Annotated in this window: 12 protein-coding genes; 6 read left to right on the top strand and 6 right to left on the bottom strand. The window is 68.8% G+C overall.

Annotated elements, in window-relative coordinates; translation table 11 throughout:
• Positions 1 to 328: 328 nt before the first annotated feature.
• Together rpsO and F3087_RS31560 are read right to left on the bottom strand one after the other, a co-directional pair.
• On the bottom strand, positions 329 to 598 hold the full coding sequence (rpsO, locus tag F3087_RS31565; protein WP_150405750.1) for a 30S ribosomal protein S15: 270 nt from the start codon (positions 596 to 598) through the stop codon (positions 329 to 331).
• 125 nt (positions 599 to 723) lie between these two features.
• Positions 724 to 1,695, bottom strand: a complete 972-nt coding sequence (locus F3087_RS31560; protein ID WP_150405749.1) for a bifunctional riboflavin kinase/FAD synthetase — start codon at positions 1,693 to 1,695, stop codon at positions 724 to 726.
• A 236-nt stretch (positions 1,696 to 1,931) separates the two neighbouring features.
• Here F3087_RS31560 and F3087_RS31555 point away from each other — a divergent pair, with 236 nt between their 5' ends.
• Positions 1,932 to 2,600 carry a metal-dependent transcriptional regulator gene (locus F3087_RS31555; RefSeq protein WP_150405814.1) on the top strand — a complete coding sequence of 223 codons (669 nt, stop codon included), beginning with the start codon at positions 1,932 to 1,934 and terminating at the stop codon, positions 2,598 to 2,600.
• 65 nt (positions 2,601 to 2,665) lie between these two features.
• On the opposite strand, the gene F3087_RS31550 is transcribed toward F3087_RS31555, so the two are convergent.
• Entirely contained in the window at positions 2,666 to 3,751 is a 1,086-nt protein-coding gene (locus F3087_RS31550) for a tartrate dehydrogenase (protein WP_150405748.1), read from the bottom strand.
• The gene (locus F3087_RS31545) at positions 3,748 to 5,217 is read right to left on the bottom strand and encodes an NAD-dependent succinate-semialdehyde dehydrogenase (RefSeq protein WP_150405747.1); all 1,470 of its coding nucleotides are present in this window, start codon (positions 5,215 to 5,217) and stop codon (positions 3,748 to 3,750) included. The genes F3087_RS31550 and F3087_RS31545 overlap by 4 nt, the downstream gene beginning before the upstream one ends.
• 144 nt (positions 5,218 to 5,361) lie before the next feature.
• On the opposite strand from F3087_RS31545, the gene F3087_RS31540 reads away from it, so the two are divergent.
• Together F3087_RS31540 and F3087_RS31535 are read left to right on the top strand one after the other, a co-directional pair.
• Positions 5,362 to 6,603 (top strand): aspartate aminotransferase family protein, encoded by a 1,242-nt coding sequence (locus F3087_RS31540; RefSeq protein WP_150405746.1) that lies wholly within the window; start codon positions 5,362 to 5,364, stop codon positions 6,601 to 6,603.
• Positions 6,604 to 6,678: 75 nt separating this feature from the next.
• A complete protein-coding gene (locus F3087_RS31535; RefSeq protein WP_150405745.1) occupies positions 6,679 to 7,173 on the top strand; it encodes a DUF3830 family protein in 495 nt (164 codons plus the stop codon).
• 121 nt (positions 7,174 to 7,294) lie between these two features.
• Here F3087_RS31535 and F3087_RS31530 read toward each other — a convergent pair whose 3' ends face one another.
• On the bottom strand, positions 7,295 to 8,680 hold the full coding sequence (locus F3087_RS31530; protein WP_223885502.1) for an amidase: 1,386 nt from the start codon (positions 8,678 to 8,680) through the stop codon (positions 7,295 to 7,297).
• Positions 8,681 to 8,707: 27 nt separating this feature from the next.
• Entirely contained in the window at positions 8,708 to 9,673 is a 966-nt protein-coding gene (locus tag F3087_RS31525; RefSeq protein WP_150405743.1) for a D-2-hydroxyacid dehydrogenase, read from the bottom strand.
• Between the two features lie 86 nt (positions 9,674 to 9,759).
• Here F3087_RS31525 and F3087_RS31520 point away from each other — a divergent pair, with 86 nt between their 5' ends.
• The 3 genes from F3087_RS31520 to F3087_RS31510 are packed head-to-tail and all read left to right on the top strand — an operon-like array spanning position 9,760 to position 11,922.
• On the top strand, positions 9,760 to 10,500 hold the full coding sequence (locus F3087_RS31520) for a maleate cis-trans isomerase family protein (protein WP_150405742.1): 741 nt from the start codon (positions 9,760 to 9,762) through the stop codon (positions 10,498 to 10,500).
• 17 nt (positions 10,501 to 10,517) lie between these two features.
• Complete coding sequence (locus F3087_RS31515) at positions 10,518 to 11,249, top strand: maleate cis-trans isomerase family protein (RefSeq protein WP_150405741.1); 732 nt, start codon at positions 10,518 to 10,520, stop codon at positions 11,247 to 11,249.
• Entirely contained in the window at positions 11,236 to 11,922 is a 687-nt protein-coding gene (locus tag F3087_RS31510) for a GntR family transcriptional regulator (RefSeq protein WP_150405740.1), read from the top strand. The genes F3087_RS31515 and F3087_RS31510 overlap by 14 nt, the downstream gene beginning before the upstream one ends.

The following is an 11,922-nucleotide window of genomic DNA, read 5'->3' as shown; positions in this document are numbered from 1 at the left end:
AACCTCTCGTCTTCGCCGGATCAAGCGCCATCTGGCGCGATCCGGCTCTTCGTCAGCCGTACCTGGTACGGACGCGCGGCAACCATCCTGGCTGCGGCCCGAGCACCCGGCCGAATCCCCTTGGATCGCGGCGACGCGGAGGCGGTCATCGATCGAAGCCCGCCGGCGGTGTTTGCCCTGCCGGGAGGCCACTACCGAAGACCGACGCCACGCAGGCGGGTGCTTACGGCTGTGCAATGTCGTCATACACGAATAGCCAACGGGGAGATTGTACGTCTCCCCGTTGGCCGGGTCTGCGGCTACCTCGGGTAACCGGCGTGTGGAGCGATCAGCGGCGCAGGCCGAGACGCTCGATCAACGTACGGTAGCGCTGGATGTCGTTGGCGGCCAGGTACTTCGACAGCCGACGACGACGGCCGATCAGCGCGAGCAGGCCGTGCCGGGTGTGGTGATCGTGCTTGTGCACCTTGAGGTGCTCGGTGAGGTCGGAGATCCGCTTCGACAGCATCGCGATCTGGGCTTCCGGCGAGCCGGTGTCCTTCTCGTGCAGGCCGTATTCCTTGAGAATCGCCGACTTCTGTTCGGTGGTCAGGGCCATGAGGCATCCACTCTCTATTTCAGTACCGCGCTCGAATTTCCGGTTACCCGGGCCGGGTGCCGCCGCGGACCGCAGCAAACCCGAGGATCCACTTTACCGGATCGAATTCGGCGGACCGAATCGGGCTAGCGGTCGTCCACGGCGATGAGGATTTTGCGCGCGTTTTCCACGTCGCGGCCCATGTGCTCGATGAGTTCGTCGACCGAGTCGAATTTGCGCTGGCCGCGGACGTGATCGACGAAATCGACCGCGACGTGCTGACCGTAGAGGTCGGCCTCGCCGTCGAGCACGTACGCCTCGACCGTGCGGGCGCGGCCGGAGAACGTGGGATTGGTGCCGACCGAGATGGCGGCCATCGCGCGCTCGCCCGGGGTGACGGTGCCGATGGTCGGGCCGGGGCCCAGCACGGTGAACCAGCCCGCGTACACGCCGTCGGCCGGGATCGCGGCGTGCATCGGCGGCGCCACGTTCGCGGTCGGGAAGCCGAGCTGACGGCCGCGGCCGTCGCCGTGCACCACCACGCCCTCGACCCGGTGCGGCCGGCCGAGCGCCTCGGCGGCAGCAGCCATGTCGCCCGCGTCCACGCAGGCGCGGATGTAGGTGGAGGAGAAGGTGACCGCGTGTTCGCCGAGCAGCTTCACGCCGTCGACCTCGAAGCCCCAGCGGGTGCCGAGCTCACGCATGGTGTCGATGGTGCCCGCGGCCTTCTTGCCGAAGGTGAAGTTGTCGCCGACCACGACCTCGGCCACGTGCAACCGCTCGACCAGCAGGTCGTGCACGTAGCGCGCGGGGGTCAGCTTCATGAAGGCCTGGGTGAACGGCATCACGCAGAACACGTCGATGCCCAGTTCCTCGGCCAGTTCCGCGCGCCGGGTCAGGGTGGTCAGCTGCGCCGGATGCGAGCCGGGCCGGACCACCTCCATCGGGTGCGGATCGAAGGTCATCAGCACCGCGGGAACGCCGCGCGCGGCCGCCGATTTCACCGCCCGGCTGATCAGCTGCGCGTGTCCGCGGTGCACTCCGTCGAACACGCCGATCGTGAGTACGCATCGACCCCAGTCCGCTGGCACGTCGTCCAGTCCACGCCATCTCTGCACAGTCGGCAGCTTATATCCCGCAGCTGAACGGAGTTCGACCGAAGTCCGTGATGTCACACGCGGCTTCCGGAGTTGTGTACGGGTGGTGAATCCCTGGTTCCACTGTGCGGCGAGCTGTGTCTTTCGGCATTCATGTGCTTAAGCTCGAGTATGTGCCCGGTAAACGAGACATCGCCACCCGCCGTGAGCTAGCCGACGCTGCCGCGCCGAGACAAGCCACCGGCGGCACCGCGACGATCGCGCCGGTGCTCTCCTCGGTTGCCCAGGACTATCTGAAGGTGATCTGGACCGCCCAGGAGTGGTCGCAGGAGAAGGTGTCGACCAAGCTGCTCGCCGAACGCATCGGGGTTTCCGCGTCCACCGTGTCCGAGGCCGTGCGCAAGCTCGCCGATCAGGGGCTGGTCGAGCACGCCCGCTACGGATCGATCACGCTGACCGACGGCGGCCGCCGGGCCGCGATCGCGATGGTGCGCAGGCATCGGCTGATCGAGACGTTCCTGGTGAACGAGCTCGGCTACGGCTGGGACGAGGTGCACGACGAGGCCGAGGTGCTCGAGCACGCGGTCTCCGAACTGCTGATGGCGCGCATCGACGCCAAACTCGGCTACCCCGACCGGGATCCGCACGGCGATCCGATTCCGTCGGTCGACGGTGCGGTGCCGACGCCGCCGGCCCGTCAGCTCAGCGACTTCGGCGCGGGCGAGTCCGGCCGGGTCGCGCGCATCTCCGACTCGGATCCGGACATGCTGCGCTACTTCGACTCCGTCGGCATCGCCTTGGACACCGCCATCACGGTGGTGGAGCGGCGAGATTTCGCCGGCACCATCGCGATTCGCATCGGCACCGCCGAAACCCCTACCGACCTGGGTAGTCCCGCCGCCGAGGCGATCTGGCTCACCGCCTGAGGGTGCGGTTCACCACCTGAGCGCGCGGCACCTGAGCACCGCGCGACTCGCGTCGAGCTCGACCGTCAGCGCGATTCGGCGCCGACCGGATCCACCAATTCAGCTGCGCGGCTTGCGATGGCCGTGGCGAGATCCGTGGTTGTCGCGGTACCGCCGAGGTCCGGAGTCAGGACCTCGCCTGCGCCGAGCACGTCGCAGACGGCACGGTCCACCGCCGCGGCCGCGGCGTGTTCGCCGAGCTGGTCGAGCAGCATCGCGCCCGCGAGAATCTGCGCGACCGGGTTCGCGATGCCCTGACCGGCGATGTCGGGTGCGCTGCCGTGTACCGCCTCGAACATCGACGGCGCGGTGCCCGCCGGATTGATGTTGCCGGACGGGGCCAGCCCGAGCCCGCCGGTCACCGCGGCGGCGAGGTCGGACAGGATGTCGCCGAACAGGTTCGAGCCGACGATCACGTCGAGCCGGTCCGGGTGCAGCACGATCTCCGCGGCCAGCGCGTCGACGTGCATCTGCCGGGTCTGCACGTCGGGGTATTCGCCGGCGATGCGGTCGAACACGCTGTCCCAGTACGGCATCGAGTGGATCAGGCCGTTCGACTTGGTGGCCGAGCACAGCTTGCCGCCGCGTTCGCGGGCCCGGTCGAACGCGTAGCGGATGATCCGTTCGCAGCCGACCCGGGTGAATACCGACTCCTGGAGCACGAATTCGTCGTCCCGGCCGGGGTTGTGTTTGCCGCCGATCTCGGAGTATTCGCCTTCGGAGTTCTCCCGCACGATGAGAATGTCGAGGTCTTGGGCGGTCCGGTCGCGCAGCGCCGACTCGGTGCCCGGCAGCAGCCGGACCGGGCGCAGGTTGACGTACTGACCGAACGCGCGCCGCAACGGAATCAGCAGGCCCCACAGCGAAACATGGTCGGGCACACCGGGAAAGCCGACGGCGCCGAGCAGGATCGCGTCGAAGCCGGCCAGCAGCTCGGGGCCGTCCGCGGGCATCATCTCGCCGGTGCGCAGGTAATTCGCGCAGGACCAATCGAATTCGGTCCATTCGAGGCCGGGCAGCACGGTATCGAGCACCGTGACCGCCGCCGCGGTGACGTCGACGCCGATGCCGTCGCCGGGGATGGTCGCGATGCGGTACTTGCGTTCGCTCACAGGCGCACTCCGATGTATTTGGTCTCGAGGAACTCGTCGATGCCGGTCGTACCGCCCTCGCGGCCGAGGCCGGATTCCTTCACACCGCCGAAGGGTGCGGCGGGGTTGGACACGACGCCCTGGTTGAGCCCGACCATGCCGGTCTCCAAGGCCTCGCAGACCCGCAGCCCGCGCCGGAGGTGCTCGGTGAAAACATAGCCGACCAGGCCGTACGGGGTGTTGTTGGCGCGGGCGATCACCTCGGCCTCGGTGTCGAACGCGGCGATCGACGCGACCGGCCCGAAGATCTCGGTGTGACACATCTGGGCGTCGTCGGGCACGCCGGTCAGCACGGTCGCGGGATAGAAGTTGCCCGGACCGTCGATCGCGGCGCCGCCGGTCAATACCCGCGCGCCGCGGCGGCACGCGTCGGCGACCAACTCGCTGACCTTGGTCACCGCGTCGGCGTCGATGAGCGGGCCGACGACCACGCCGGGCTCGGTGCCCCGCCCCATCGGCAGGGCCGCCATCCGGGTGGCGAGCTTGTCCGCGAACTCGTCGGCGACGGTGCGCTGCACGAAGATTCGGTTGGCCGCGGTGCAGGCCTGGCCGATGTTGCGCATCTTCGCCGCGAGCGCGCCCTCGACGGCCTCGTCCAGGTCCGCGTCGTCGAACACGATGAAGGCCGCGTTGCCGCCCAGTTCCATCGAGGTGCGCATCACCGTCTGCGCGCATTGTTCGAGCAGTCGCTTGCCGACCGCGGTCGAGCCGGTGAAGGACAGCTTGCGCGAGCGGGTGTCCAGGATGAGCGGCGTCATCAGCGCACCCGGGTCGGCGGTGGTGAGCACGTTGACCACCCCGCGCGGGGCCCCCGCGCGATCGAGGATGTCCGCGAGCGCGAGCATCGACAAAGGTGTCTGCTCAGCGGGTTTCACCACGCAGGTGCAGCCGGCGGCGAGCGCGGGCGCGATCTTGCGGGCGCCCATGGCCATCGGGAAATTCCACGGCGTGATCAGCAGGCTGGGGCCGACCGGTTGTTTGGTCACCAGGAACCGCGCGCCGCCCGCAGGTGCGGGCATATAGCCGCCGTCGAGGCGCACGGCCTCTTCGGCGAACCAGCGGAAAAACTCAGCGGCATAGGCGATTTCACCGCGCGCCTCGGCGATCGGCTTGCCCATCTCCAAAGTCATGACGAGCGCGAGCCGGTCGGTGTCGTCGAGCAGCGCGTGGTGCGCCCGCATGAGCAGATCGGCGCGCTCCCTGGGCGGGGTCGCGGCCCACGCGGATTGGGCGGCGTGCGCGGCGGCCAGCGCGGCTGAGCCGTCCTGCGGGCGCGCGTCGGCGACCGCGCACAGCGGCAGGCCGGTGGCCGGATCCAGCACGGGTAGTTCGGCATTCGTCTCGCACCACTGGCCGTCGATATACAGACCCGTTGGCACAGTGTCGATTACGGCTCGTTCCGCGGCGGACAAGGTCTCGGTGAGCATCGGCGCCGGACTCCTTTCACTGGCCGGACGCGACCGCGGGCTATTGCTGCGGCCACCATCGCCATGTTATGCATATTGTCAACAATCCGACAATAGACAATCTGCGGATGTTGCGCGCGCACCACTTCCCTGGAGGCGATCACCATGACCGAACTTTCGCCCGTTCTGCGGCAGGCCACCCCGGTGACCGTCGACCACGGAACCGGCTGCTACCTCTATGGCACCGACGGGCGCCGCTATCTCGACTTCACCGCAGGCATCGGCGTCACCAGCACCGGCCACTGCCATCCCCGGGTGGTCGCGGCGGCACAGGCGCAGGTGGCCAGCCTGATCCACGGGCAATACACGACCGTCATGCACCGGCCGATGCTCCAGCTCATCGAACGCCTCGGCACGGTATTGCCGGAGGGCCTGGACACACTGTTCTTCGCCAACTCCGGCAGCGAGGCGATCGAGGCGGCGCTGCGGCTCGCGCGCCAGGCCACCGGACGGCCGAATGTCGTTGTCTTCCATGGCGGTTTCCACGGCCGCACGGTCGCGGCGGCGACCATGACGACCTCGGGCACCCGCTTCTCCGCCGGATTCAGTCCGCTCATGTCGGGGGTGCACGTGGCACCGTTCCCGACCGCGTACCGCTACGGCTGGACCGAGGAGGAGGCCACCTCGTTCGCCCTGCGCGAGCTGGACTACCTGTTCGCCACCATCACCTCGCCGGCGGAAACCGCCGCGTTCGTGGTCGAGCCGATGCTCGGCGAGGGCGGCTACATCCCCGGCAACACCGCGTTCTTCCACGGACTGCGCGAACGCGCCGATCGGCACGGCATCCTGCTGATCATCGACGAGATCCAGACCGGGTTCGGTCGCACCGGAAAGTTCTTCGGGCATCAGCACTTCGGGGTGCGGCCGGACATCATCACCATCGCGAAGGGCCTCGCCAGCGGGTTCCCGCTGTCCGGCATCGCCGCCTCGCGCGAGCTGATGGCCAAGGCCTGGCCGGGCTCGCAGGGCGGCACCTACGGCGGCAACGCCGTGGCCTGTGCGGCGGCGGTGGCGACCCTCGAGGTCATCGAATCCGAGCACCTGGTGGACAACGCCGCCGCACGCGGCGAACAACTGCTGACCGGGCTGCGCGCGAGCGCCACCAAGGCGATCGGCGACGTGCGCGGCCTCGGACTGCTGGCCGGTGCCGAATTCACCACCGCGACAGGCGAACCCGACACCGAGACGGCCGGTGCCGCGCAACGGCTCGCGGTCGGGAAGGGATTGCTGCTGCTCACCTGCGGCGCGCACATGAACGTGGTGCGGATGATTCCGCCGCTGATCGTGACCGATACTCAGATCGAGGACGCGCTCGCGATCTGGACCGAAGTGCTGGCCGAGCTCTAGCCACGGACACAGCGGCCGGGGGCTCGCCCGGCCGCTGCCACACTCCCCCGACCGACGACCAGAAAGCAGAAACCGATGGCCCGCTACCTCACCATCACCCTGACCAAGGCCGCCGTCACCTGCCGCGCCCGGCTGCTCGACGCGGAGGCCCCGCGCACCTGCGCGGCGGTGTGGGACGCACTGCCGCAGGAAGGGGACGCGTTCCACGCCAAGTACGCCCGCAACGAGGTGTACACGCTGGTCCCCCGCATCGGCGCGGCCCCGCACCGGGAGAACCCGACCGTCACGCCGATCCCCGGCGACGTCTGCCTGTTCGACTTCGAGGCGTGGGAGATCGGCAATCCCGCTTACGGTTACGAGCCCGGCTCGACCGCGCACCACGATCAGGGCGCGACCGACCTCGCGATCTTCTACGGCCGCAACAACTTACTGATCAACGGCGACATGGGCTGGGTGCCCGGCAACGTGTTCGCGACCATCGAAGAGGGCCTGGCCGATATCGCCGCCGCCTGCAATGAGCTGTGGCTGCACGGAGTCTCGGGCGAGACGCTGTCATTCGCCCGCGCCTGACCAGAACCCCGCGCACCAATTCCCCTCCCGCGCACCAATTCGCTAACGAACTCGTACGCACCGCCACGAAACGCGCGCGCCATCGATGGCCCGGCGCTATCGGGTCGGCGGTGGTCCTAGTTCAGGGTGCCAGAACGTATTCGGCGTAGCGGGCGAGCGCGAGGACCAGGTCGTCGGAGTGGCGCGGGCCGATGATCTGCATGCCGACCGGTAGGCCGTCCTCGGTCGTGCCGACCGGGATGCTGATCGCCGGCTGCTGAGTCATGTTGAACGGGTAGGTGAACGGCGTCCACTGCGGCCAGCTGGTCAGGCCGCTGCCGGGCGGCACGTTGTGGCCCGCCTCGAAGGCGGTGATCGGCATCGTCGGCGTGATCAGCACGTCGTAGGCGGTGTGGAAGGCGCCCATGGTGATGCCGATCTCGGCGGCCACGTTGCGGGCGTCGAGATAGTCGACGGCGCGGACCGCATCGCCCTGTTCCCAGACCTCGCGCAGAGCCGGATCCACCCGCTCGCGTGATCCCGCGGGGAACTTCGACAGCATGGTGGCCGCGCCTGCCGCCCAGAGCAGTTCGAACGCCTCGCGCGGATCGGCGAAGCCGGGATCCGCCGCGACGACGCGTAATTCGGCGTCGGCGAGCTTGCGCATCGCCGCGTCGACCAGTTCGGCGACCTCGGGATCGACCGTGGCGTAACCGAGCGTCGGCGAGTAGGCGACGGTCAGTCCGCGGACCTCGCGCACCACCTGTCCGCGGAACGTGGTCAGGGTCGGCGCGAGGCCGGTCGGATCGCGCGGGTCGGGCAGCGACAGGATGTCCATCAGCAGCGCGGCGTCCTCGACGGTCCTGGTCATCGGTCCCGCGTGCGCGAGCGGACCGAACGGGCTCGCCGGATACAGCGGAATCCGGCCGTGCGTCGGCTTGAACCCGACGATGCCGCAGAACGCCGCCGGAATGCGAATGCTGCCACCGCCGTCGGTGCCGACCGAGACCGGTCCCATGCCGCCCGCGACGGCCGCCGCGCTGCCGCCGGACGAGCCGCCCGCAGTCGTCGCCGGGTCGACGGGGTTGCGGGTGATGCCGGTCAGCGGGCTGTCCGTGACCGCCTTCCAGGCGATCTCCGGCGTCGTCGTCTTGCCGAGGAACACCATGCCGTCCTCGCGCAGCCGGGCCGCGACCGGGCTGTCCACGGTCCACGGTCCGGCCGGATCCACCGACGTGGAACCGCGTCTGGTCGGCCAGCCCTCGGTGAGGAAGATGTCCTTGATCGAGATCGGCACGCCGTCGAGCAGACCGCGGGCGTGCCCGGAATGCCAGCGCGCCTCGGAGTCCTTGGCCTGCACCAGCGCTCGGTCGGGGTCGACCAGGCAGTACGCGTTCACGTCCGGATCGCGGGTCGCGATGGCGTCCAGCACGGCCTCGGTCGCCTCGACGGGTGACAGAGCGCCCGCCGCGTAGGCCGAGACCAGTTGCACGGCAGTCATCGCCGCAGGTTCGGTCGGAATGTTGATGTCGGGGTAGCTCATCGATGGGCTCCTTCAGCCGGGCACGTACCCCAGCTCCTTGTCGACCACGTTCTGCAATGGCCGGCCGGCGATCCAGTTGTCGAAGTTCTCGGCGAACGCGCTGACGATCTCGCTCCGCCAGCCGATGAAATCGCCCGAATTGTGCGGTGTGATCGACACGTTCGGCAGATCCCACAGCGGATGGTCGGGCGGCAGCGGCTCGGGGTCGACCACATCGAGCGCGGCCCCGGCGATCGATCCGGCGGCGAGTGCGGCCACCAGATCGTCGGTAACTACGAGTTCCCCACGTCCGACATTGACAAACCTCGCATGTGGCTTCATCGCCGCGAATTCTCTGGCGCCGAACATATTCCGGGTCTGCGGCGTCAGCGGGGCGATCGCCACCACGTAGTCGGCCGACGGTAGCTCGGCGTAGAGATCGGTGCCGACCGAGCCGAAATCGGGGTCCGCCGAACGCATTCGGCGGCCGACCGCGCGAATGTTCATCCCGGCCGCGCGCAGCAGTCGCGCGATGGCGCGCCCGATCGAACCGGTGCCGACGATCAGCACGGTGCTGCCCGCGACCCGTTCGTTCTCCCGATGCTCCCACTCGTGGCGCAGCTGCCTGCGCATCGATCCGGGCAGGTCCTTGGCGAAACCGAGGATCTGCCCGAGCACGTATTCCGCTATGGCCGTGTCGAACAGGCCGCGCGTGTTGGTGACCACGACGTCGCTGGCCCGCAGTTCGGGGAACATCGCCGGGTCCACCCCGGTCGATCCCATGTGCAACCATTGCAGCCGGTCGGCCGATGGCCACGCGCCGGGGATCGCGCGGGTCAGAAAGTCGTAGACGAACAGCACGTCGGCACCGCGCAGCGCGGTCGCCAGACCGGTTGCCTCGGTGTAGCGCACCGTTGCCCGCGCTGCCACGGCGGCCATCAGATCCGCCTCGGGCACGCGGTCACTGTGCAGGACGGTGACAATGGGGCCCGTTTCCACATTGACACAGTAAGATCGCATCGTATGATTGTCAACAATCCGACTCTGTTCGGAGGTCCAGCCAGCTGAGTGCGAGAGGGGCCGTAGTGGAACTCAGCTTCCCGGATATCGAGGGCCCCGTCGCACAACGGGGCATCGGCATCATCGCTCCGTTCGACCTCGCGCTCGAACGTGAGCTCTGGCGTTGGGCGCCGATGGAGGTCAGCCTCCATCTCGCCCGAACGCCCTATGAACCGGTACCGGTCTCGTTGGCGATGGCCGAATTGGTGTCCAATCCGGCGCATTTGACCACCGCCACCCGCGACGTGCTGCACGTCGAACCGGAAGTGGTTGCGTACCTGTGCACTTCGGGCAGCTTCATCAAGGGCCTGGAGTACGAGCGATCGTTGCGCGAAACGATCTGCGCGGCAGGGGCATTGGATGCGGTCACGACGTCGGGGGCGCTGATCGAGGCGATCCGGCATCTGGATATCAGCCGGGTCTCGGTGCTCACCCCGTACGACGAGATCCTGACCGACAAGTTGCACGACTTCCTCGGCGAGGCAGGCTGTTCCGTCATCCGCTCCGACCATCTCGGGCTCGGCGGCGGCATCTGGAAGGTCAACTACCGCACCATCGCCGAACGCATTGTCGGCGCGGACGATCCGGCCGCCCAGGCCATCTTCGTCAGCTGCACCAACCTGCCCACCTACGACGTGATCGAACCGCTGGAACAGGCCCTCGGCAAACCCGTGCTCACCGCGAACCAGCTCACCATGTGGGCCTGTCTCGGCCGGATGAAGCTGCCAATGATGGGCCCGGGCAAGTGGCTACTGAACGTCTTCTGATCGGGAGAACACCACACATGCGCACACCCACCATCGGTTTCATCTACCCGGATCACGCGGCCGAGGACGACTACCCGCTGGCCGCCGCCGCGCTCGGCGCCGGTCTGCCGGTGGCGCACATCTACGGCACCGATCTGCACGCCATCCCCGAGCTGCTGGATCTGGGTAGCCCGGACAAGCTGCGGCACGGGGCCGAACTGCTCGCGCCGCACCAGCCCGAGGCCGTCGTATGGGCTTGTACCTCAGGCAGTTTCGTCTACGGGCCGCGCGGCGCGCGCGATCAGGTCGACGCGTTGGCCACCGCCGCGGGGGTGCCCGCGACCAGCACCAGCCTCGCCTTCGTGGACGCGGTGCGCGCGCTCGGCGTACGGACCGTCGCGGTCGCGGCCAGCTACCCGGACGATGTCGCCGAGCTGTTCGTCGAATTCCTGGCCGACGCCGGGATCACGGTGGTCTCGATGCGCAGCGCGGGCATCGACACCGCCGCCGAGGTCGGCACCCTGACCGCCGAGCAGGTCCGGCAGCTCGCCGTGGCCAACGATCATCCCGACGCCGAGGCGCTGCTCATCCCCGACACGGCCATGCATACGCTTGCCGTGTTGCCGGAGCTCGAGGCCGCCCTCGGCAAGCCGGTGCTCACCGCCAACCAGGTCACCATCTGGGCGGGGCTGCGACTGGCCGGCGCCGCCGTGACCTGCCCGGCCCTCGGCACCCTGTTCACAGAAAGGCACGCACATGCCGCTCGTTGAGATCGAGCCGGTCAGCAGGCAATCCACGGCCGAGGTGATCGCCGACCGGCTGCGCGAGGCGATCATGCGCGGCAGCTTCGCCCCCGGCGATCAGCTCGGCGAGGCCGACCTCGCGGCCCGCTTCGACGTGTCCCGCGGGCCGGTCCGCGAGGCGATGCAGCGCTTGGTCTCCGAGGGCCTGCTGCACAGCATCCGCCATCGCGGCATCTTCGTCATCGACCTCACCCTCGACGACGTCGTCGACATCTACCAGGCCAGGACCGCCATCGAAGGCGGTGCGCTGGAACTGATCCTGGACGGCCGCCGCGAGATCGCCTACGCGGCGCTCGGTGACAGCGTCACCCGGATGTGCGCGGCCGCCGAAATCGGCGATGCCGCAGCACTTTCCGACGCCGACCAAGCGTTCCACGTCGCGCTGGTCGACAGCGCGGGCAGCCCCCGCCTGGCTCGCGCCGCCCGCACCCTGCTCATCGAGACGCGAATGTGCTTGGGCGCCTTGCAGACAACCAATCCAGACCTGAACGAACAAGCCCGCGAGCATGTCGACCTCCGCACCGCCATCGGCGCCGGACCGCCCGCCCGCGCGCGCAAGCTGCTGATCGACCACATGCGGGATGCGGTCCGCGCCATCGCCGCCCAGCGCAGTCAGCCGGTCGAGCGGAACGCGGTGTGA

The organism is Nocardia colli, assembly GCF_008704205.1.
Classification (GTDB): domain Bacteria; phylum Actinomycetota; class Actinomycetes; order Mycobacteriales; family Mycobacteriaceae; genus Nocardia; species Nocardia colli.
The sequence above is the reverse complement of the archived record's forward strand: the minus strand, read 5'-3'. Positions and strand labels throughout refer to the sequence as shown.

Excerpts from the sequence above, each read along its gene's own strand:
- F3087_RS31510 (WP_150405740.1), top strand. The coding sequence starts at position 11,236 with ATGCCGCTCGTTGAGATCGAGCCGGTCAGCAGGCAATCCACGGCCGAG.
- F3087_RS31515 (WP_150405741.1), top strand. The coding sequence starts at position 10,518 with ATGCGCACACCCACCATCGGTTTCATCTACCCGGATCACGCGGCCGAG.
- F3087_RS31545 (WP_150405747.1), bottom strand. The coding sequence starts at position 5,217 with ATGCTCACCGAGACCTTGTCCGCCGCGGAACGAGCCGTAATCGACACT.
- F3087_RS31535 (WP_150405745.1), top strand. The coding sequence starts at position 6,679 with ATGGCCCGCTACCTCACCATCACCCTGACCAAGGCCGCCGTCACCTGC.
- F3087_RS31540 (WP_150405746.1), top strand. The coding sequence starts at position 5,362 with ATGACCGAACTTTCGCCCGTTCTGCGGCAGGCCACCCCGGTGACCGTC.
- rpsO (WP_150405750.1), bottom strand. The coding sequence starts at position 598 with ATGGCCCTGACCACCGAACAGAAGTCGGCGATTCTCAAGGAATACGGC.